A 22,078-nucleotide genomic window follows, 5' to 3' on the forward strand; every position below is an offset into this window, starting at 1 on the left:
GCCTTGCAGGTATATGGTCCGGGGACGAAGAGCACCTGGTTGGGCTTCTTGTCAAGCTCTTCGACGAGCTGGTCGATGGGCCTGTACTTCATGATACCAGCGAGTAAGTGGGTATTGTGAAATCATGCGGTAAGGCAAACCAAATCGTTGGCTACGAGATGCTTGAAAACTCCTTATAATTCAGAAATCTACGGTGCTACAATACTCCGATATGCGAGAGGGGAGGATAAAGTGTGCTGCCCATGTATTCACTGCGGTAAATGCATTGAAAGACAAGGTCGTTGTATTGTCTGTCATGCGAAATTGCCTAATCTTTTTTCTCCTGTTTGCGTCGAATGCGGCGCATCTCAACCTCCTGCGCCAGGAGTTTCCGCAAAGTCTCTAACTGAAAAACGGAATAGGGGAAAGTGGGGGTGTGCATGAGTGGCCAATCGATCGCCATGCTTGTTGACTATGAGTATTGCCTTGGTTGTCTAGACTGCGAAATTGCGTGCATGAACGAACACGGCGTCGGCCCTGAAAAGGTTGGAATCAAAGTAATGAAACTTGGCCCACTTCGCACTGAGGATGGGTCGTGGCAGTATGATTTCGTTCCTGTACCAACCGATTGGTGTGACGCGTGTTTCACTCGAGTAAGAGGGGGAGGACAAGCAGCATGCGTTCGTCATTGCTCGTACAATATCATTTCTTGCGGAGGGATCGAAGATCTGGCTGACGCGATTAAAGCAAAGCCAAAAATGTCAATGTTTTCGTTGAAGCCACGGTAATTGAATTCATATTCGACGGGGGAGTTTTTGTGGGTAGTCGCGACGATAATAGACGCGCAATGGAACAGCGGATTTACGATGCGGCGTTGTCTTTGTTTTGCGAATTGGGTTATAAGCAAACGACGCTTTCGGATATTGCCGCAGAAGCCGATGTTTCAACTCGAACGCTCTATAATTATTTTCCGACAAAAGAGTCTATTCTTCGAAAATTTGGTCGAGAGAACATTACTGAACTTAAGGTGTTTGCAAGTTCGCTTCCTACAGATATGCCATTAAAAGATAAAGTTCTTGAGACGATGGTCCACGATTACAAGCAGATGTTTGGCCTTTTCGACGTTAGCTACATCCTCCATACTGCTCGTGATGATTCTGGCATGTTTAATCGATTCGAGCTTGAGAATATAATGATTGTCGAATCTCTCTACTGCATGCTCTTTAAGCGTGAGCAGTTGAAGCATGGAATTGAGCCAAATGATATGGTTGCCTTGTGCTCGTCAGTAGTTGTAGGGCTGTACCGTAACTGCACCGATCTCTACCGTTTTCGCAGAAAAGGAGTTTTGGACGAAAAGAGCCTTCGCCAGTTCTACTTGAGCCATCTTGATGTCGTATGGGATTCCCTTGAGGAGTCTTTGCTGTCTCAGCCAAAGGGAAGTTCAAAACTGTTTAGTGCAGATAAACACTTATTCGGTCAGCTTTAATCGTACAGGATGTTGTTGAAGAACTTGCTTCCCCACGTCCTGTTTGCCTATGTCGGCAATGGCCTGGCCCGGCTTTCTGGGCACAGGCCTGCCGCATGATGGACATATGATTACGCCCGAGGGCAAAAGAGCCCGACATATTGGGCAATGACCTGCAAGCTGCCGCGATAGTTCGTGACACTTTCCGCAGTTGTTGCAGCTGTAGCATGCGCCCATTCCTCAAGCTCCCTTCTTTCTTCTAAAATAGCAGAAAAAGAGTAAGTTCAAGCGGCGGTTTCTTTAGGGAGAGATGCCTCGACAAGCACCGGGGTTGATTGAAAGAAAGTCAATCACGTACGCTTCTAAAAAGCAAAACTTACTTTTTGCCTGATAAGCTAAGCCGCAGACGTTTGGACGAGAGGGGGAGAAATGGTTCGTTTTGAAGGGGCTGCTATTAGCGATTATGCAAATCTCGATCGTGCTATCCCGTTCTCATGGCGTGCGGTCGAGCGCGATTTCCACAACGATAACCGGCTTTCCTGGTGGCTCGCTCATCTCTCTTTGCCGCTTAAATAGCGGATTCAGAAAATTAGCCAACTAATCAAATAAGTAGTGAACTATTCACTGGTTCGTTTTAGCGCACCGTTCAAGGAGTAGTCGCTAGTTGATTTGAGCTTCTTTGCGTCAAGAGGTTTAGGCAATCATATCTGAATGAGGAAATCATGAGCGAAATTAAACGTGGGGAAATTACCACAACTATCAAAACCATGGGTTTTTGCGGCCCATGCACCGCGTCGGACTCTGCAGAAATCGATGTTCGTGACGGCCGTATCCTGCGCACGCGCCCGTTCAGCTACGTTAAGCACCAAAGCAAAGACGGACTGAATCCGTGGAGCATCAAGGCGCGCGGTAAGGAATTCAAGGCAAAGGAGAAAACCGAGCTATCGCCGTTTGCCCTGGCGTACAAAGAACGCGTTTACTCACCGAATCGCATTCTGCATCCGATGAAGCGCGTTGACTGGGACCCCGAAGGTGAACGCAACCCGCAAAACCGTGGTAAAAGCAAATACATACGCATCACCTGGGACGAAGCAACTGAGATTATCGCGAAGGAAATCAGGCGCGTAAAGGATCGGTATGGCTTGAATTCCATCTTGGTTCAGTCCGACGGCCATCACTTGATCAAGACCATTCATGGACCGCGTGGTACAGAGGGCTTCTTGCTCGATCAAATTGCCGCGAAGGAAACCGGCATCGAGCTAGTGAATGACTTCTGGATGCACGAGGATGAGCAAGGCGCTGTGCAGACCGGTCGAGCCAAAGGCGGCGGATATACGATGCAGGCCCGCAATCCCGATAGCTGGGAAGGCTGGTACTGGGGTGCCAAGCATATTTGGGGACAGGACCCAGTTGGCGAAGGCGATCAGTACAACCTGTTTTACGATGTGGCGAACAACAGCGATTCGGTTCTGTTCTGGGGATGCGATGTTGAAACTACTCCTTGGGGCTGGGGCGGATGCTTCCCGAGTCGCTACTGCTTTTTCTTAACTGATATTGGTGTTCAACAAATATACATCTGCCCTGACGTGAATTACGGCGCTGCGGTTCATGCTGATAAGTGGATTCCTATCTTGCCGAACACAGATTCCGCACTTCAACTTGCTATTGCGTACGTATGGTTGCAAGAGGATTTGTACGACAAGGAATATATCGACACCCATTCCATTGGCTTCGATTGGTTTGTTTATCATATCAATGGCGGCGATGATGGTATTGTGAAAACACCCGAATGGGCTGAAAGCATTTGCGGAATTCCTGCTCGCATCATCAAAGCGCTTGCTCGGCATTGGGCTAAGCACAATGTCTCTATTGCACACTGCAATGGTGGCTCGATGATCCGTTCGACTTACAGTCATGAGCCTGCGCGTTTGGAGGTTGCGCTTCTTGGCATGCAGGCGCTTGGTAAGCCAGGCCGCAATCAGGTGAAAATGATGGAATGGCAGTTGTTCGGACTGACAAGCCAGATGCCAGCGCCCCGTTCGGAGATTATTCCGACCCTGAATGATATTCTGTGGCCTTATGCCGCAGATCAGCGCGAATCATTCGTTCCGGAAACTCTCATCCCCGAAGCACTAGCGGGCGACTACGATCATGAACATCCATTGGAGTGGTACGGAGTGACATGCGCTGGTCTTCCGACGGAAGATCAGTTCGTCAAGTACCAATATCCGGTTCCTGGAAGCGAGCGCATCCATATGGTATGGACCGACTCGCCGAAATGGACGAGTTCTTGGAACGGCGGAAACGAATTCATGGATGCCATTCGTTCCGATTATATCGAGACGGTTATTGCGCAGCATATTTGGATGGAGGACGATTGCCTTTTGGCCGACATCCTGCTTCCTATCAATACCAAGTTCGAAGAGCGTGATATTAACTGCGATATCTCGTCAGGAAACTACAATGTGCTCATGATCGAAGGACAGTCGATCGATCCACTAGGTGAATCGAAATCCGACTATGAGAGTACGCTCGAAATCGCGAAAAGACTGGGCATGTACGACGACATCACCGGCGGGGAGACGGTTGATGACAAAATTAAACGTGGTTTCATGGGGTCGGGTATTCAGGATCGTATTTCCTACGAGGAATTCGTCGAAAAGGAGTGCTATGTCGTTCCGACGGCGAAGGACTGGGAAGGCGATAAGGCGGGTTTCCAGCGCTTCTACGAAGATCCCGAAGCATATCCTTTGACAACGCCTTCTGGCAAGATCGAATACTATTCGCCTCGCTTGGCAGAGAACTTTCCCGACGACAAAGAGCGTATGCCTTATCCGCGCTGGATCGAAAAGGGCGAAACTCATCCTGATGAGCGTCTCACCACTCCTCGCGCTCAGAAATATCCCTTCTTGCTTGTTTCGAACCATCCCCATTGGCGTTTGCATTCGCAGATGGATGATTGTACGTGGCTGCGAGAGATTGAAACATGCAAGGTTATGGGTCCTGACGGGTATCGTTATGAGCCGCTGTGGATTAATCCTGTTGACGCAAAGGAACTTGGAATCGAACACGGCGACATCGTAAAAATCTACAATGAACGCGGTTGGACCATGGGAGGTGCGTATGTAACCGAGCGCATCATGCCTCATTCGGTGCTGCAGGACCATGGTGCTCGAATCGATCCTATTGAGCCAGGTGTATCTGATCGTGGCGGCACGAACAATCTTATCGCCCCGAAGGCTATTGCGTCGAAGAACTGTGCAGGCGAGGTGACCAGTGGCTATTTAGTTGGCGTCGAAAAAGTCGACGTGTTCGAACTTGCCAAGCAGTACCCCGAGGCATTCAGCAAACCCTACGATCCCGACTATGGCGTTATGCAGGACGCTTGGTTTGTCGAGGGTGAATAAAGGAGGATAAGATGAAAGTTTTCATGGTCGATGTAGCGAAATGCAGCGGCTGCTATAACTGCCAAATTGCGTGCAAGGACGAGCATTGCGAGAACGATTGGGCCCCATATGCCGCGCCGCAGCCACATTCTGGGCAATTTTGGTGCCAGATGAACCAAAAAGAGCACGGGCAAATACCAAAGGTTCGTGTGGAGTATTGGCCAATCTTCGGTGGGCAAAATCCAGCAATTGCCGATTATGCGCCAGAGGTTTTGATGGATCGGGAAGACGGTCTGCAGGTAATTATGCCTGAGAAGGCAAAAGGCCGTCGCGATATAGCCGAGAAATTTGCAGGTGTGTATTTCAACGAAGAGCTCGATATTCCCCAAGCTTGCACAGGCTGTGCTCACTTGGTTGATGAGGGGAAACTGCCCCATTGTGTCGATCTGTGTGCAACGGGGGCCTTGCGTTTTGGTGAAAGAGAAGAGTTCACAGACGAGATTGAAAAAGCTGAGACTCTGTGCGCTGATGGAGAGGGAATCCCTCGTGTGTACTATTTGAATCGTCCCCACTTGTTTATTGCGGGGGATGTTTGGGATCCGGTAGACAACGAGATTGTCGAGGGAGCGGAAGTCGTGCTTACGATGCCGAATGGCGAGATTCGCAAGACCGAAACCGATGATTTCGGGGATTTCTATTTTTATCGCATTGACGAGGGAACATACGATATTGCCATCAAGGCAGAAGGCTTTAAGTCGATAGAGCGTAAAGGCTTCGAATTATCCGAAAGCTTGAATCTTGGCGACTTCCCGCTTGAACGGGTTTAGCTGACTGAAAGACTTGCTTATTGCAATTCTCCAGATGGAAAGTGGTTTGGACGGAATAGTTCAAACTCGACGAAACGGAGAGAGGAAATGCCGACACTTCATTACAACGAATCAGCATCGCCTGTGGTGACGAAGCTGCCCGATGGGACTACGGTGCACCGTACTTGCTCTGCGGGCATCGGGTGTCACAATCTGGGCTGCGGTCTTAAAGTCTATGTAAAGGACGGCAAGCTGGTCAAAGTCGAAGGCGACGAAGAGAATCCCATCAGTAAGGGGCGTCTGTGCGTTCGCTGCTTAACTGCGAAAGAATACTATTACCACAAAGATCGTTTGCTTTATCCCATGAAACGTGCTCGAGAGGATCGGGGCAAGGATAAATGGGAGCGCATTACTTGGGACGAAGCGCTTGACACCATTGTCTCAAAGTACAAGGAAACGGTGGAGAATTATGGCATCGGGGCGGTAAGCGTATGGTGCGGTACTGGGCGCGAGGCAAGTCAGATTCACTTTCAGATGGCTAACGACGTGTTCGGTACCGTAAACGCTATTCACCCGAATAGTGGCTGGTCATGTATCGTGCCTCGTATGGCGGCAATGCTTTGGACCATGGGCAGCTCCTACATTGAAGCTGATAATTCCATTGGCTTCCCCGATCGCTATGAAGATCCGCGCTGGGAATGCCCGAAATATATGCTTGTTTGGGGTCGCGATCCCTTGCGCTCGAACCCAGATGGTCTCTTCGGGCACTCCATCGTCGAGATGATGAAGCTTGGGATGAAGCTCATCGTGTGCGATCCTCGAGTGAACTGGCTCGCGACGCGCGCAGATGTTCATCTGCAGTTGCGTCCGGGAACCGATGGGGCACTCGCCCTCGGTCTTCTTAATGTGGTTATAGAGGAAGGGCTTTATGACCGCGATTTTGTTGAGCGCTGGACATACGGTTTCGAGGCGCTTGCGGAGCGCGTAAAAGAATACCCAGTAGATAAAGTCTCCAATATTACTGAAGTCGATGCGGAGGATATTCGCGCAGCAGCACGATGCATAGCCCAGCGCCCTTCGACCCTTTCGATGGGCTTAGCGGTTGATCAAAACCCCAATACGCTTCAAATCGGTCATGCTCTCCTATCGCTTTTCGCCATCACGGGGAATATGGACATTCCTGGTGGTTGCTTTATGGGCTTGCCTCCAATTTTTGCAGGTATGGCGGAAAATGCTCCTGTGGCTGAAGAAGAGGGGGAGCCTGAAGGCCTCGCAAAGTTCGGCAACATCGGTGTCGAACCACTCGGACATGATCGTTATCCGGCGATGAGCGCTATTGTCAACACAACGCATCCAGATGCGACGCTTGATGTACTTGAGACGAATGTGCCCTATAAAATCCGATTTGCCTACGCATTCGGGCACAACTCCATTTCCTGCATGGTTCCTCAGCCGAAGCGTTGGTACGAAGCTATGCGCAAGATTGATTTCGTGGCTTTTGCCGATCTGTTCATGACGCCAACTATCATGGGTGTTGCCGATATCGTGCTCCCTGCTGCGACTTTCTTTGAGAAGAAAGGCTACGTTTCCAACAATAACGCTTCGCAGCCAGGCCAGATGGGCGCAATTATTCCTATATTGGAACCAGAAGGCGAGTGCCGAGCCGACTTGGACATCATGCTTGAATTACACAGGCGGTTATATCCGAACAGCAAAAAGCCGGGTTGGGCTGACTCTGAAGATTTTATCAACAGCCAACTTTCGAAAATGCGTGATGTTGACGCGACGTATGCCGACCTCGAGCAGTACGTTATTGCGCAGTATGAGATTGAATACAAGAAGTATGAGAAGGGGTTGCTTCGCTCCGATGGGCAGCCCGGTTTCAATACGCCGACGGGTCGCATAGAGTTGTATTCGACGGTGCTTGAACGGCTAGGTGACGATCCTTTGCCGTATTACATAGAGCCAAAGTATAGCGCCGTCTCTCGCCCAGATTTAGCTGAGGAATATCCGCTTACGGTGACAACCGGCGCACGCAGATTCACGTCTTTTCACTCCGAGAATCGACAGATTGAAACATTGCGCGAGATTCATAAATGGCCCACTGTGCAAATCAATCCCGAAACAGCAGCAAGATATGGCATCACGGAGGGTTCGTGGGTGTATGTGGAAAGCCCTCTCGGAAAGGTGAAGATGAGCGCACATCTTACCCCGATTGTAAAAGAGTCCGTGGTGTCTTGTGACCATGGTTGGTGGTTGCCGGAATCTGATTCGGAAAACCTATTCGATGTATTCGACTATAACGTCAACCAGCTAATTCCGCACGAAGAGAATGGCCCGCTTGGCTTCGGCACGCATTATAAAAGCATGCCCTGCAAGATATACCTAGCGTAGGAGAGACGACGATGAGTAGATTTGGCTTATTAATCGATAATCAGTATTGTACTGGCTGCCACTCGTGCGAAGTTGCCTGCAAAAACGAGCGTAATTTGCCACACGGACAATGGGGTATCAAAGTTCTCGAGCTGGGGCCTTGGAAACGCGCCGACGGGAAGCGCTGGGAGTATCGATACGTCCCCGTTCCAACAGCGGACTGTGATTTATGCGCTAATCGCATTAGCGAAGGGAAGGATCCGGCCTGCGTTCACCATTGCCTGGCAAGTGCTATGGAGTTCGGAACGCTCGAAGAACTGGCTGAGAAAATGGAAGCCAAAGAGAAAATGGCCTCGATTTTTATTCCGTAAACGGGAAAAACTCACTTCTCCCAGGCGTGTAAAACTTACCTTTCCCCTTCTACACTTTGTAGAAGGGGATTGGGCTATACGCGATGACGCCTCGCCCTATCTTCCGTAATCGAGCTGTTTTTGCAAAGGAATAAATAGCTTGCGAGCAGCTTTTGCAAAGACTTTCGCCAAGCATAGGCGATTGCGAATGACGGAAGAAGACGGGGCCTCAATCGGAAGGAGGTGGTATTCCTAGTCGTATAGCCTGAATAGATTTCGCAATCGAAACCATCCGAAAGGGGAAAGAAATGTCCGAAAAGACGAAAATCAGTGCTGGTCAGATTGGTGTATTTGTGGCGTTGATGTGCATGTACTTCATCGGCCCTATGCACAGTGCCGTTAATGTTGCTTCTCAAGACTTGATGAATGTTTATGGCGTCGACGCAAGTGCTGTGTCCTATATGGTGTCGATCACCAACCTCCTAGAAATCCCAGCAGCACTTGTTATCGGCCTCGTTGCTGGTCGAAAGCTAAGCTATCGCGTGTGCGCATTGCTCGCTACGGCACTCGTTGTCGTTGGTGGTTTGCCGACAATTCTCGGCTCGGCTCTTCCTTGGTGGGGCATTATGGCGACTCGCTGCATCCTCGGACTTGGTCTGGGCTGCTTTATGCCGATTGTCATGGGCGTTATCTCGCTGATGTTCCAAAAGGAATCCGTCCGCGCGACCATGATGTCCATCGCGAGCGTTTGCTTTAATGTCGGTATGATTTTGCTCACTTCGCTCGCCGGCATTCTTGGCGCCATCTCCTGGAATCTTGCTTGGGGCATTTATCTCATCGCGCTTGTTCCGTTTGCGATGTGCATCTTCCTTCTGAATCCGAAGAACGTTCCTGCTGTTCCCCAGGAAAACGAGAAGGGCGAAAAAGTTAAGATTCAGCTTCCTGTTTCCGGCTGGGCGCTTCTTGTCCTGTTCCTCGGCACCATTATCATGAGCCAGTCTCTGTTCAATTTGGGTGGCGTTTCTATTGGCGCTGTTGCTGGCAATCCTGCTGTCATCGGCACGGTGTTCTCTCTGTTCTCAGTCGGCGCAATTGCTGCCGCTGTGCTCTTCGGGCCTGCTTATAAGTTCCTGAGCGCATATACCATTCCAGTATTTTGGATTGTTGGCCTCATTGGTTATGCTTTGTGGTTTGTCGCCCATGCGACTGGTAACGTGGTGCTGTTCTACGTTGCTATCATCCTCGCGGGATTTGGCACGAACACTATGACCGTCGGCGTGCCTATGCTTCTTTCCACCTTCGTTGCCCCAGCTATTGTCGGCGCCGTCATGGGATTCAGCTACGTTTTTCAAAACGGTGGCGGTTTTCTTGCTTCGCCAATCGACCAGGTTGTTCTCTCCATTTTTGGTGCCGATGCTATTTTGAGCTCGGTTTGGATCTTTAACGTTGTGCTCGGCATCATCCTTCTTCTTGGCTTGTTCTGGGTTGCAAAGAAGGCCAATGCTATGAAAAAGGAAGAAGCTGCTGAATAGTTGCTTCACCTGACTCTCGCTTAATTCCCTCCATAGAAAACGAGCCGCATTTTTGCGGCTCGTTTTTTAGACTGGTACAGTTGATTATTCTGGAGAAACCTCCAGCAGAGTCGGGTAATTTCAGGCAGAATACGTGAGTCTCGGCTTCTTATTGCTCATAAGATTTTCTTAGTTAGGGGGGAGATGAATTTAGCATAGACCCTCATTTTGAGAGAGAAATTTGAGTGGGGGAGGAGTGGAGATAGTGGCACAACTACATTGGAACGAGAGCGCCGAGCCTGCAAAGATTGACTTAGCCGATGGTACGAAGGTGTTTCGTACGAGCGCATGGGCGCCTCCGGGATGCCATGGGGTTGGCTGTGGTCTTAAGGTCTTCGTGAAAGATAGCAAGCTCGTTAAGGTAGAGGGTGACCCTGATCAGCCAATTACAAAGGGGCGTTTGTGTCCGAGATGCATGGCTATTAAAGATTATGTCGAGCATCCGGATCGTCTGAAGTATCCTATGAAGCGTGCTCGGGAGTTTCGCGGTCGCGCTGATAAATGGGAGCGCATCAGCTGGGACGAGGCATACGATATCATCATTGATAATTGGCGGTCTGTCCGTGAGCGTTACGGGAAGAACGCTGTTAGTGTTTTTGCCGGGACGGGTAGAGAGGCTAGTCGTTATCATTTTACGATGGCTCAAGATGTGTTCGGTTCAAACACGGCAATTCAGTCCATTAGCGGTTGGTCTTGCATTATTCCGCGTATGGCGGGCATGGCTTGGGTTATTGGCGCGCCATACCTCGAGGTCGATAATGCTATCGGATTTCCCGAGCGATACGATTCAGATAAGTGGCAATGCCCAAAATACATCTTGAACTGGGGTCGCGATCCGCTGCGCTCGAATCCTGACGGATTGTGGGGCCATTCGATTATCGACATGATGAAGTGCGGTGCTAGGCTCATCAACGTCGATCCGCGTGTGAATTGGATGTCAACTCGCGCTGAGTATTATTTGCAGTTGCGTCCTGGTACCGATGCGGCGCTTGCGCTGGGCATTCTGAACGAGATCATTCAGTCAGGCGAGTACGACAAGGAATTTGTGGATTCATGGACGTATGGGTTTGACGAGCTCGCTGCTCGTGCAGCCGAGTATCCAGTTGAGCGTGTCGCTGAAATTTGCGAAGTTGACCCTGATCACATTCGAGCTGTTGCGAGGTGCTTGCTGGAGCGTCCGTCTACACATTCCATGGGGCTTGCAGTTGACCAAAACCCCAACAGCATCCAGATAGCTCACGCCTTGCTTGCTATTTTCGCAATTACGGGCAATATTGATGTGCCGGGCGGTGTTTTTTTGGGACAACCTCTTCTTATGTTCCAGGCTCTTCAAGGTGAGTCGGCCGTTGAAGAGAACCCCAGCGAACCTGAAATCGGTATTGGTCATGATGTGTACCCAGCGCTTCCCGCCGTTGCTAATACGCCCCATCCCGACATCGTCCTGGAATGCCTTGAAACTGGTCGTCCGCAGCGCATTGAGTTTGCATACATCTTGAACACGAATCCTCTTGCTTGCATGCCGGCTCAACCGCAGCGCTGGTACGAGGCCCTCCGTAAAATAGAGTTTATCGCTTGCGCTGATATTTTTATGACTCCTACGATGGCTGCCCTTGCCGACGTTGCTTTGCCAGTGTGCACCTCTCTCGAACGCGATGGCATTGTTACCAACAACCAAGCTTCTATGCATGGCCAGCTTGGCGCTATGATTAACGTCATCGACCGAATTGGGGACACTAAAAGCGACTTGGAGATTGCGATTGACTTGCATAAGCGCACTCATCCTAATTGTGCAGATGAAAAATGGCGTGATGTTGAGTCTTTCTTGACAAGCGATCTGAAGCCTGTTCGAGACTGCGATGTTACTTTCCCTGAGCTTAAAGAGCATGTATTTGGCCAATATGAGCTTGAATACAAGAAGTACGAAAAAGGATTGCTTCGCGATGACGGGCAGCCAGGGTTCCGCACACCCACAGGGCGTATTGAGCTGTATTGCTCGATGTTGGCGGCTGTAGGGGAAGACCCGCTACCGTATTATCTCGAGCCGCCTTTGGGCCATATCGCTCGCCCCGAATTCGCTAAGGATTATCCGCTTACTATGACTTCGGGTGCGCGACGTTTCACCTCCTTCCATTCTGAGCATCGCCAAATAGAGCGGCTTCGCGAGATCCACCCCTGGCCAACGGTGCAGATTAATCCAAAAACTGCGGAAAAGCTTGGCATTGCCCAAGGGGCATGGGTGTACGTTGAAACGCCCTGGGGAAAAGTTAAAGAAGTCGCCGATATAACGCCAATCGTTAAAGAAGATGTCGTTTCATGTGATCATGGCTGGTGGTATCCCGAGCGTAAAGAAGAAGACTTGTTCGATATCTGGGAAACGAGTTTTAACCAGGTTATGCCCCATCGCGTTGTGGGCAAGACGGGATTCGGCGCTCCGTACAAGTGCTTACCCTGCAAGGTCTATGTGGCCGATCAGATTATAAAAGGGGCGTAGGATATGACGCAGCAGTATGGAATCATGATAGATAACGAATTTTGCACGGGGTGCCATACCTGTGAGCTAGCGTGTAAAAATGAACATAATCTGCCCAAGGGACAGTGGGGTGTGAAGTTGCTTGAATTGGGACCTTGGCAACTTGAAGACGGGTATCATTGGGAATACCGTTTTGTTCCAGTGCTCACGAGTACGTGTGATTTGTGCGCCGATCGTGTGGCGGCTGGTGGTGTCCCCAACTGCGTACAGCATTGCCCTGCAGCGGTAATGGAATTCGGTACGCTTGAAGAGCTTTCGACTAAGATGGCGGAAAAGGGAAAGATGGCTTCCATCTTTATCCCCTAAAGACTGCTTCTCCTCGTTAGATCCTCGCTGTTCCTCTCCCTCCGAATTACAAGCGAGGACATTTCTTCACAAATAAGGGTAAGTCAATCTGACTTACCCCTATTATTTTGCATGAGCGTCAACCCCGTTTTCTTCTTTGCAGGTAGGCTTATGAACAGGATTCCTGCTGGAAAACTTACTTTACTGCTAGTAGGTTTGAGTTTGATTGGAGAAGTCTACAGTAGGAGGGGTCGAAATGGGTGGCGTACAAAGGGGGGATTGCCTGTGGGAGGCTCCTTCGTTCACACTTGAAATGCTGTTCGATTATCTTTCTGGGCACGGTTTCGTCGTTGCTCAAAGGCCGACGCGAGTAATTCGATTTTGCGACGCCGTGTCATTGGATGAGTTTGCTGCAATGATGTCGAGTGAAGAAGGCGAAGTGAGCCAACAGGCAGTTGCCCCCTCGGTTCCCCAGACGCACCTGGTTGTTTTTGAGAGTAATTCCGATGATTCTTACCAAGAAGGTGCTCTCGATGCGTTGCGCAAGGCGTGCGAGATGGGCTTGCCCGTTCTGGCTTCCGCTTCTGAGAATTATCCGATGGGTTACTTTGAAGACTCTCTTGATAATCTATCTTCTGCCTTTAGCCTTGTTCTTTTCAAGCAAGTAGAAGATCAAGCTGCTCCATGTAGGGACACTCTTCTTCATCTCGTTTTACGATTCCTCCTCGATAAGCGATCGCTTGTCAATCGCTTATCAATGGCTGCGGGAGAAAGAGGATCGTTTCAGAGCCTCGTTAATGTGGCGGAAGACCTCTTCGGATGCTTCGTGAACATCACAGACGCCCATTATCGCCTGCTTGCCTGCGCGAAACGACATCAGCCTGATGATGAAATCAATAAGTCACTCGTTGATTTGGGCTATCATTGCGAAGAGCATCTTCGCAGACAGCATACGATGGGCTATTTGCTGAAAAGCGTCGCAGGCCAGCACGATGCGAAGGTATGGCCCCCTGATGAAACTTTTCCCTATTATTTGATGACAGGTGTCATGCACGTTTCAGGCCAGTATGCAGGCCATGTACTTGTTGCGCATCCGGAGCGTCCAACTCGAGGTGAAGTCGATGAGTTTCGTATCTTCTTGGCGCATTGCAAACGATTTGCGCGTCGAAGCCGGGGAAGTATCTCGTTAAGGGAGTCTCCTCGGCAGGCATTTGTCTCGCAGCTTGCATCGGCGAGAGACGTTGACGGCGCTTTTGTTCGGGAACGGGCTGAACTTTTAGATTTGCCGGCAACAGGGGTATTCGCGTTAGCTCGATTGACTTGCAACGATGTTTTCGGTGGGCAAGTCGGCCATATAGCGGAAGATCTCGATAGTAGGTTGAGCTTAGAGCACACCACCTTCATTCGCGGAGGGAAAGCAAACGTCTTGCTGTGCGCATCGTCGGCAGAGGAGCTATGGGACGCACTTGTTTCAGCAGGAAAAGTGGAATACGGGCTGACTCAAGCGACCCTCCTTGTCTCTGATCCTTTTTACCGTTTATCGGGCTTGTTCTATGCTTCGCAGGAAGTCGACATTCTTGCACGCTATGAGGGCGAAATCATGCTTAGCCTAAGAGCTGCAGGATCTGAGGGCGTCCGAACGTTTTCGAATGGGCGAACGCGCATCCTTTCATTTCGTGACGCGTTTAGCTTTTATTGGCAATCGTCGCGCGAGGACGAGGGGCTTATTAGTTTTGTTCTCTCGCATCTCCTTGTTACTTCAATTGCGGATGCCGATAAAAAAATACCGGCATCTGGAACTTCGGAAAAGATGGAGAGCCTTGCGCTTCTCCTTGTCTTTCTATCAAATGAGCGAAAGGCGACATGCGTTGGAAGGATGTGCGGATTGCATAGAAACGGAGTTCTGTATCGCATTCAGAAAATGGAGAAAGACTTTGGGATTAGTCTTGAAGACGCACTGACGCGCGAGTATCTCCTTGCAAGTATTCGCGCGAAGCTTGCTTCTTCGCGCGACTTTCGCGAGCGATTCGACTGCGCTCTTTCGAGCTTGCTGGGCAAATGACATCTCAGACTTCTTGGTGATTATCCGCTACGGAAAATCACCGAAATCGGAGCGCCTCCGCAGGAGGGGTTGCGGAGGCGCTCTGGTCGGTGCGTGTCGGGAAACGATTAGCGATTATGTGCTCATTCGATATCTCTATGGCAGGAAGATAACCGCTTTAGAGCCTTTCTGATCGAGCTTTTTAGACAGCTCATCAACGGGACCCCATTCAATTACGTTCGCCAAACAATGCAAGGCGCACGTCGGAATACCTCCTGCAGCTACGCGCTCTTCGCACATATCGCAGAAACTTGTGGGGAAGGGCAAATAGTTCCATTCTATTTTGCCTTTCTCCATTTCGAAGGGACCGAATTCAGTGACCTTGATACCCCACTTATCCATGGGGAACCCATGCTCATTTTTGCAAGCAAGTTCGCAGCTTTGGCATCCGCTGCAGTATTCGTAATCGATGAGCAGTCCGTTGTTTGCCATGATTCGCCTCCTTTCTTAGAGAATGCACTCTTCATTCGGGGTTTTGTAAACTTTCACGGGTATCTGCTTGTATGGTGCGCCGAATCCCATCTTGCCAAGCACGCGATGGGGAATGAGGCTGTTCACGTTCGATTTCCAAACGCCGAACAGATGCGGCTCTTCTGCGTCTTCTTCAGGGAACCACCATCCGTGGGCCGCGGCAACTACATCTTTGCGAACAATCGGGGTGAGCTTGGCGATTTCGTGCGCGATACCCCAGGGGTTTTCGATGGTGACTTCGTCCCCGTCCTTGATTCCAAGCTCTGCTGCCGTTTCGGGATGTATCTCCAGATAAGGTTCAGGCGTGAGCTGGCGAAGGCTCGGGATTTGGCGATGCTCAGAATGGAACGACGCGAAATAACGTGCTCCCGTCGTGCACATGAGCGGGTATTCTTTTGCCAGGTCGGGACGCGCCTCTGCGCCGAGTTTGGGCGGGAAGTAATAAGGCAGGGGATCGTCACCAAGAGCTTGGTACCCAGTCGACCACAGTTCGACTCGTCCCGTGGCGGTTTGGAAGCCTGGCTGGCCGTCGGCTCGGATAAGGCCGCGCTCTGCTTTGTGATATCCACCGATGTCGTTGGTTGCTACGACTTTCTCGGAAAGCTCTTCCCAGGTGGTGTCCATTTTACCCACGTCGTCAGTCAAGTACTCCTCAACCGTCTTGAACGGGTATTCCTCATGGTAAGCTTTCTCGTAGAATGCGTTACCAAAGTGAATGAGCATTTCCAGGTCAGACTTGCACTCGCCGACTTGCAGTCCCTTATTGATGGCTCCTGCGATGCCCATCTGACATCCCTGGTTGGTCATGACGATTCCGTCATGCTCGGCCCAGGTTGCAAGCGGCAGCACTACGTCCGCCAATGCCATGACGGTTGGTGTCATAAACATTTCTTTGGCCACGACGAACTCCATTTTCATGAGCGCGTCATGCCAGCGCTTCGGTTGCGCCGAGCAAGTGGGCGACAGGAGGTTTGTCGAGTCAAACCATGCCATCTTGAGCTCGTAAGGGCGTCCAGTCTCCAGGCACTCAAGCGTGATATCGGGGTGAGTGGTGTTCAGAAGAACTTTGACGATGGGATAGGTGTCCCACCCGATGCACTTGTTTTTGAGCTCTTCGCTCATGAAGTCAGTTGCGCCCGTCATTTCAAATTGCATTTGAACGCCGACGACGGTTCCTCCCGGAACATCGAGATTGCCAGTGATGGCGGCCATTGCAATAAGGCATTGCGTGACTTGGCAGCCGTTGGGGTTCTGGTCAACGGCAACGCCCATGAGGAGGCTCCAGTGATGCTCGCCGTCGTAGCCAAGCTTGCGCGCTGCTGTGACGATCTCTTCCTCAGTAAGGCCGCATTCCTTTGCCGCATATGCGGGTGTGTACTCTTGGACGCGCTCTTTTAAGTCGTCGAAACCGAAGCACCAACGATCGATGTAGTCATGGTCGACCAAATCTTCGTTAATGAGCACATTCAAAATGGCCAAACACAGTGCTGCGTCCGTGCCGGGGATAAGCTGCAACACTTGGTCGGCGCGACTGGCAAGCCAATTTACGCGCGGGTCGGCCATGATAAGTTTCGTTCCCCGCTTCATGAGCTCAATGAGCGCATGACCCCAAAGACCGTCGGGGTTTGACTTCAGAGGCTCTTTGCCGAGGCAGAAGACGTAATCGGGGCGTTTCCAGTTGGGATCGTCCCAGGCTTCGAGAGAGCCGCCGTTGTAGTCGAGCTCGATGTATGCGCTTCCAAGCATCATGGTCATTGCAGTTTGTCGCGGACCCATGCACGACCAGCCCGACTGGGCGTAGCAGTTATTTGGCGTACGGAGGACCTTCGAAGAAAGAGTGAAGCCGTAACGAACAGCCTCGCGGCCGGTTCCCATGTATACGCAGATGGATTCCGAACCGTACTTTGCGCGAATTTCCTCGGTCTTGCTTACAATAAGCTCGGTCGCCTCGTCCCAGCTGATTCGTTCCCATTTATCGAGGCCGCGGTCTTTCGGGTCTCGCTTCATGGGGTACAGCAAACGATCGGGATGGTATACCGCTTCTTTCAAAGCAAGGCAGCGAGGGCACAGGCGTCCACGGGTGAGTTGATGGTCCGGGTCTCCCTCGACCTTAACGAGCTCACCGTCTTTCACGAATAAGCGAATGCCGCATCCAACTGCATGGCATCCCGGGGGCGACCATGCACATGTGCGGATTACCTCGGTGCCATCATCGAGGACTGTTTTCTTTGGGGCGGGATGCTCTTTGAAATGAAAAGCCATCCATCTCTCCTTTCCGAATCTGATGCACGTCAATAGCCAAAATCGATTCACGGGGTATCCGTGTATCTGGCATGGGGGAGGTTGAAATCGGATTTGGATCTTTTGGGGACTGGCTGCATCTTACGCGCGGGTAAGTAAGTTTGACACCTTTTCGCAAGTGCCGCTTCTCAATGGGCTTGGCCGTTCGCCATGGAATCTAATCCGCTTACCAACTTACTTTTTCTCCTCCATACTTTTTAGTGCGCAAGGAACGCGTGAGAGCGCTTGCTTGCAAAGGGGGATGGGTCTTTCAAGGATAAAAGCGGTAATCGTACCAAGAAGAATCAATCAGTTGCTTAAGGTCTCGGCTGGGAGTATCGAAGCCTTTCGCATTCGATTGGAGAAAGCTTAATTGAAAGCTTTAGAGAGGAGTGAGGTATGACCAAACGCATTGATATGGAAGTTGAGCAGGGCGGAACTAATGAGGTGCGCCCAGACTTTTTCCGTGAGCCTCCAGTGAAATATACGGGTGGTGATCTGCCGTGGCAATGGGAGGAAGACGGCATGATTTGCACGCGCACTGGTGCATGGGCGGCTCCCGGCTGCCATGACGGTTGCGGTGTCATCGTGTTTACCGATAAAGAAACCGGCAAATTCATTAAAGTTGAAGGCGATGAGGAAAGCCCCTATTATCAGGGAAGATTGTGTGCGCGTTGCATCGCATTGAAAGAAGCAGTGTACCATCCGGATCGCGTTCTGTATCCCATGAAGCGAGATCCGAAGGATCGCGGTAAGGCGGATAAATGGGAGCGCATCACGTGGGATGAAGCCTACGCGATGATTAAAGAGAAGTTCGATACTATCAAGAAGGAATCCGGCGCGAAGGCGGTCGTGTTCCATTTGGGAACGGGTCGCGGCACTGCTCCGTATATGACGCGTCTTCAGTACGCTTTCGGATCGGTCCAGTATGCGTATATGCTTTCGGGCAATAGCTGCTACGTTCCTCGCGTTGCCGCTTGCAATGTTCTTATGGGAACGTATGCTGTGCCAGATTGCTCGCAAAATCATTACGATCGCTACGAGCATGAAGGCTGGATGCCGCCTAAGAATATCTTCGTATGGGGCAACAACCCTCTCGTATCAAACGCTGATGGCAATTTGGGGCATTGGGTTGTCGATTGCATGAAACGCGGGTCGAAGCTAGTTGTTGTTGATCCTAAACTTACTTGGCTCGCCGCAAAGGCGGATCTGTGGTTGCAGGTTCGTTGCGGAACCGACGCTGCGCTTGCGCTTGCCATGGGGAAATACATCATCGAGCATGATCTTTACGATCATGAGTTTGTCGATTGCTGGTGCTATGGCTCCGACGAGTATTATGAGGCGACTAAGGAATGGTCGCTTGAGAAGGCCTCCGAAGTCACTTGGATTCCGAAGGAAAAGATTGCTCGCGCTGCTGAAATGATGGCGGAGAAGCCGACATCTGTGCAATGGGGTCTTGCGCTCGATATGACCATGGAATGCCTTGCTGGCTCGGCTGCGGTTGTCGATTTGTGGTCCATCACTGGGCAGATTGACATTCCGGGAGGTATGGTTACGGTTCACCAGCCCTTCAACATCCAGACGTGGAATCCCCCCGACCCCGCCGAATGCCTGACGCTCGAAGAGCAGGCGCAGCGAATTGGCGGCGAAGACTTCCCAGCACTCAAGTATTCGGGCGTTGTGCTTACCCAAGCGGATATGACCGTCGACCAGATGCTCACGAATCGCCCGTATAAGATTCGCGCAAACTGGATTCAGTCGACCAATCCGCTTTCTTGCACGGCCCAAGAGCCAAACACTCGCATGGAGCGTGCCTATTGTAATGCGGAGTTCAACGTGTACGTTGACCCGTTCATGACGCCGACAGCTCAGGCGTGCTGCGACGTGTTCCTCCCGGTGTGCATGTATCCTGAGCGCAATGGTATTCGTTCTATCTACTACCATGTTCAGACTACCAACCAGGCATGCAAGCCTCTTGGGGAAAGCAAGTCCGACATGGAGATTTGCTGGGAGCTCGGGCGGCAATGGAACGATAAATTGTGGCCAGGAGAGACGCTCGAGGAATTCTTTACGTTCACGATGAAGGAAACGGGCATGACCTTCGAGGAGGCTCGTGAAGAGAACTGGATCTATCCCGAGTATCACTACGAGAAGTTCCGCACTGGAGAGCAGCGTCCCGATGGTAATGTTGGCTTCAATACTCCGACTGGCAGAATTGAGCTGTACTCAACATTGTTCGGACGCTGGGGCCAGAAGCCCGTTCCGCATTATGCCGAACCACCTTATAGCCCCAATCAGGTTCCTGATCGCTTTGACAAGGAAGAGTATCTGGAGAAGTACCCTCTGATTATGACAACTGGTGCACGTCAGTGGGCATCATTCCATTCAGAGCATCGTCAGATTCCTCATCTTCGCGCTTTGCATCCGAATCCGGAATTTGAAATCGCACCTGAAACTGCAGAAAAGTATGGCATCGATCATGGTGATTGGTGCTGGATTGAGAACCATCTTGGTCGTGTTCAGCTGAAGGCGAACGTATCACCCATCCTTGATCCATCCACTATATCGCTTGATCATGCGTGGTGGTTCCCCGAGCGCAATCCTGAAGATGCTGGTAACGGTTGTTACGACACTTACATTTCGAATCCAAATGTTGTTGTTGAGGCTGGGTGTGGCGAAAGCGGCTTCGGGAACAATTGCAAGTCCCACATGTGCCGCGTGTACAAGTGCGAGCCTGAAGATGTTATCGGCGATACCGATATGCAGATGATTTCCGAGCGTTTCGCAATGAATGAGGAGCTGATGTAGATGTCTAATGATGTTGCATACGGCCTTTTGATTAACTATGAGTTCTGCACGGGCTGCCATTCGTGCGAGGTGTCGTGCCAGATGGAGCATGACCTTCCGGTTGATCGATGGGGAATCAAACTGCAGAAAATAGGTCCATGGAAAATTTCCGAGGACAAATACCAGTATGATTTTGTGCCCATCCCAACTGATCAGTGCGATTTGTGCGCGGAGCGGACGAGCAAAGGAAAAAAACCTCTCTGCGTAAAGCATTGCCAAAGTTTGGTCATGCAGTACGGCCCAGTGAAGGAGCTTATCGAAAAGGCTGGCGGTAAAACCAAGTATACCGTATTTGTGCCTAAGGCCGGCACAATTGACTAGATAGAAGATTATCATGCATAGTTCGCGGGATGCGCTTTCTCGTATTCCGCGAACTAGCAGTGCATTCAGTTTTTTGAAACTACAATCGTCCGGGGAAAAGGGGATTTCCATGGGGACTGAACTAAAAACTCGCGATGGAGCGACGTTTGGGGTGTACGCCGTGATCCTCGCAGTGTATTTCGTTATACCCGATATGGGCTATATCTCGCCAAGCCTGTCGGCAATTGGCGAACGGTATGGCGTTGATGCTGGCACGGCATCGTATCTTTCCACCATCGTCTCGCTTACGCAGATCGTCTCAGCGCTCGTATGCGGAGTTATTGCTGGAAAGTACGTTAGTCGAAAGGTGCTTTTATCCATTGCTGTGACGGGAATGGCTGTATTTGGTGTCTTACCCGTTTTCTTCTCTCCCGAAACGGTGCCATTCGAGATTCTTATGGCGGATCGTGCTGTGTTCGGATTATTCTTGGGCTTTCTGCAGCCTGTAATATTCGCCTTTGTTGCAAATGTCTTCCGTGACGAAGATAGGCGTGCGACGGCTTATGGGATAGGCAATGTTTCTTTTAACGTTGGCGCAGTCTTTGCCTCATCGGTTGGCGGAATATGCGTTGGTATTGGGTGGAATACTGCTTTTTGGCTGTACTTGATTGGTTTAGTTGTTCTCGTTTTCGTCCTAGTCTTTTACAAAGAGCCCCTTTCGGAAATCCCTCAAGAAGAAAAGGCGGAAAAAACCAAGATTACGCCCCTTGCTTGGTTTTACATGTCGGTAATTTTCATCGCGATGGTTTTCGATTATCCGTTTTTTACCGTATTCATTAGCGCTCTTATCGATCATGGTATTACCAATGGTGTCGTTGGTGGTCAGTTGCTCTCGTTGTTTACTCTGGTTGGGATATTCGTCTCAGCTGGGTTTGGCTTTCTTTTCAAGCACCTTCGGTTTAAGGTGCTGCCTCTGGCCTGCCTCATGTGCGCGCTTGGCATGCTCCTCATTTTTGTAGGGATTGGTTTTTTGGAATCGTTGCCGCTAGTAATCATTGCGGTCGTGATTTTGGCAGCAGGTCATATGGCGATTACTGTGGGGGCGCCGCATCATGTAAGCATTAGCTGTACGCAGGCTGTTGCTTCGGCGGCACTGGCATATACCGCTGTGGCGATGAATCTGGGCGGCTTTGTCTCTAGCCCGTATGTCCAGGCTGTAGCTTCATTCTCGGGAACTGGCGACTACGAGCTTGTGTTCCTCGTCAGCGCTATTGCGATGGCGGTATTTGCATTCATCGTTAATGCCGTGGCGAGAAAAAAGAGGAGTGAATAGC

Annotated in this window: 15 protein-coding genes; 13 read left to right on the forward strand and 2 right to left on the reverse strand. The window is 50.7% G+C overall.

Annotation, left to right across the window (positions count from 1 at the left end; translation table 11 throughout):
• Nucleotides 1–826 precede the first annotated feature (826 nt).
• The 10 genes from Q0G85_RS05625 to Q0G85_RS05670 all read left to right on the forward strand — a co-directional run bounded on the left by Q0G85_RS05625 (nucleotide 827) and on the right by Q0G85_RS05670 (nucleotide 14,807).
• Nucleotides 827–1,465 (forward strand): TetR/AcrR family transcriptional regulator, encoded by a 639-nt coding sequence (locus Q0G85_RS05625; RefSeq protein WP_297155551.1) that lies wholly within the window; start codon nucleotides 827–829, stop codon nucleotides 1,463–1,465.
• A gap of 408 nt (nucleotides 1,466–1,873) precedes the next feature.
• Nucleotides 1,874–2,020 carry a hypothetical protein gene (locus Q0G85_RS05630; protein WP_297155553.1) on the forward strand — a complete coding sequence of 49 codons (147 nt, stop codon included), beginning with the start codon at nucleotides 1,874–1,876 and terminating at the stop codon, nucleotides 2,018–2,020.
• A gap of 146 nt (nucleotides 2,021–2,166) precedes the next feature.
• Nucleotides 2,167–4,851: a molybdopterin-dependent oxidoreductase gene (locus tag Q0G85_RS05635; protein WP_297155555.1), complete on the forward strand. Its 2,685-nt coding sequence runs from the start codon at nucleotides 2,167–2,169 to the stop codon at nucleotides 4,849–4,851.
• 11 nt (nucleotides 4,852–4,862) lie between these two features.
• Nucleotides 4,863–5,657: a carboxypeptidase regulatory-like domain-containing protein gene (locus tag Q0G85_RS05640; RefSeq protein WP_297155557.1), complete on the forward strand. Its 795-nt coding sequence runs from the start codon at nucleotides 4,863–4,865 to the stop codon at nucleotides 5,655–5,657.
• An 87-nt stretch (nucleotides 5,658–5,744) separates the two neighbouring features.
• Nucleotides 5,745–8,030 carry a molybdopterin-dependent oxidoreductase gene (locus Q0G85_RS05645; protein WP_297155559.1) on the forward strand — a complete coding sequence of 762 codons (2,286 nt, stop codon included), beginning with the start codon at nucleotides 5,745–5,747 and terminating at the stop codon, nucleotides 8,028–8,030.
• 11 nt (nucleotides 8,031–8,041) lie between these two features.
• Complete coding sequence (locus Q0G85_RS05650) at nucleotides 8,042–8,380, forward strand: 4Fe-4S dicluster domain-containing protein (protein WP_297155561.1); 339 nt, start codon at nucleotides 8,042–8,044, stop codon at nucleotides 8,378–8,380.
• Between the two features lie 287 nt (nucleotides 8,381–8,667).
• Nucleotides 8,668–9,891, forward strand: coding sequence for an MFS transporter (locus Q0G85_RS05655; protein ID WP_297155563.1), 1,224 nt, complete (start codon nucleotides 8,668–8,670; stop codon nucleotides 9,889–9,891).
• Nucleotides 9,892–10,201: 310 nt separating this feature from the next.
• Nucleotides 10,202–12,421, forward strand: a complete 2,220-nt coding sequence (locus Q0G85_RS05660; protein WP_297155617.1) for a molybdopterin-dependent oxidoreductase — start codon at nucleotides 10,202–10,204, stop codon at nucleotides 12,419–12,421.
• Nucleotides 12,422–12,532: 111 nt separating this feature from the next.
• The gene (locus Q0G85_RS05665; RefSeq protein ID WP_367116871.1) at nucleotides 12,533–12,766 is read left to right on the forward strand and encodes a 4Fe-4S dicluster domain-containing protein; all 234 of its coding nucleotides are present in this window, start codon (nucleotides 12,533–12,535) and stop codon (nucleotides 12,764–12,766) included.
• Between the two features lie 235 nt (nucleotides 12,767–13,001).
• Nucleotides 13,002–14,807 carry a helix-turn-helix domain-containing protein gene (locus Q0G85_RS05670; RefSeq protein WP_297155566.1) on the forward strand — a complete coding sequence of 602 codons (1,806 nt, stop codon included), beginning with the start codon at nucleotides 13,002–13,004 and terminating at the stop codon, nucleotides 14,805–14,807.
• 135 nt (nucleotides 14,808–14,942) lie between these two features.
• Here the strand turns inward: Q0G85_RS05670 and Q0G85_RS05675 are convergent, their stop codons facing one another.
• Nucleotides 14,943–15,278: an oxidoreductase gene (locus Q0G85_RS05675; protein ID WP_297155568.1), complete on the reverse strand. Its 336-nt coding sequence runs from the start codon at nucleotides 15,276–15,278 to the stop codon at nucleotides 14,943–14,945.
• Nucleotides 15,279–15,293: 15 nt separating this feature from the next.
• Nucleotides 15,294–17,579 (reverse strand): molybdopterin-dependent oxidoreductase, encoded by a 2,286-nt coding sequence (locus Q0G85_RS05680; protein WP_297155572.1) that lies wholly within the window; start codon nucleotides 17,577–17,579, stop codon nucleotides 15,294–15,296.
• 417 nt (nucleotides 17,580–17,996) lie between these two features.
• Between Q0G85_RS05680 and Q0G85_RS05685 the strand changes: the two genes are divergently transcribed.
• The 3 genes from Q0G85_RS05685 to Q0G85_RS05695 all read left to right on the forward strand — a co-directional run bounded on the left by Q0G85_RS05685 (nucleotide 17,997) and on the right by Q0G85_RS05695 (nucleotide 22,077).
• Complete coding sequence (locus Q0G85_RS05685) at nucleotides 17,997–20,405, forward strand: molybdopterin-dependent oxidoreductase (protein ID WP_297155575.1); 2,409 nt, start codon at nucleotides 17,997–17,999, stop codon at nucleotides 20,403–20,405.
• Entirely contained in the window at nucleotides 20,406–20,765 is a 360-nt protein-coding gene (locus Q0G85_RS05690) for an oxidoreductase (RefSeq protein WP_297155577.1), read from the forward strand.
• A gap of 109 nt (nucleotides 20,766–20,874) precedes the next feature.
• Nucleotides 20,875–22,077, forward strand: coding sequence for an MFS transporter (locus Q0G85_RS05695; protein WP_297155579.1), 1,203 nt, complete (start codon nucleotides 20,875–20,877; stop codon nucleotides 22,075–22,077).
• Nucleotide 22,078 lies beyond the last annotated feature (1 nt).

Source organism: uncultured Ellagibacter sp. (assembly GCF_934617235.1).
In the GTDB taxonomy this organism is placed as follows: Bacteria; Actinomycetota; Coriobacteriia; order Coriobacteriales; family Eggerthellaceae; genus Ellagibacter.

Coding starts and splice junctions, on each gene's coding strand:
- Q0G85_RS05645 (WP_297155559.1), top strand. CDS start 5,745: ATGCCGACACTTCATTACAACGAATCAGCATCGCCTGTGGTGACGAAG.
- Q0G85_RS05690 (WP_297155577.1), top strand. CDS start 20,406: ATGTCTAATGATGTTGCATACGGCCTTTTGATTAACTATGAGTTCTGC.
- Q0G85_RS05640 (WP_297155557.1), top strand. CDS start 4,863: ATGAAAGTTTTCATGGTCGATGTAGCGAAATGCAGCGGCTGCTATAAC.
- Q0G85_RS05625 (WP_297155551.1), top strand. CDS start 827: ATGGAACAGCGGATTTACGATGCGGCGTTGTCTTTGTTTTGCGAATTG.
- Q0G85_RS05685 (WP_297155575.1), top strand. CDS start 17,997: ATGACCAAACGCATTGATATGGAAGTTGAGCAGGGCGGAACTAATGAG.
- Q0G85_RS05655 (WP_297155563.1), top strand. CDS start 8,668: ATGTCCGAAAAGACGAAAATCAGTGCTGGTCAGATTGGTGTATTTGTG.
- Q0G85_RS05670 (WP_297155566.1), top strand. CDS start 13,002: ATGGGTGGCGTACAAAGGGGGGATTGCCTGTGGGAGGCTCCTTCGTTC.
- Q0G85_RS05630 (WP_297155553.1), top strand. CDS start 1,874: ATGGTTCGTTTTGAAGGGGCTGCTATTAGCGATTATGCAAATCTCGAT.
- Q0G85_RS05680 (WP_297155572.1), bottom strand. CDS start 17,579: ATGGCTTTTCATTTCAAAGAGCATCCCGCCCCAAAGAAAACAGTCCTC.
- Q0G85_RS05675 (WP_297155568.1), bottom strand. CDS start 15,278: ATGGCAAACAACGGACTGCTCATCGATTACGAATACTGCAGCGGATGC.
- Q0G85_RS05695 (WP_297155579.1), top strand. CDS start 20,875: ATGGGGACTGAACTAAAAACTCGCGATGGAGCGACGTTTGGGGTGTAC.
- Q0G85_RS05635 (WP_297155555.1), top strand. CDS start 2,167: ATGAGCGAAATTAAACGTGGGGAAATTACCACAACTATCAAAACCATG.
- Q0G85_RS05650 (WP_297155561.1), top strand. CDS start 8,042: ATGAGTAGATTTGGCTTATTAATCGATAATCAGTATTGTACTGGCTGC.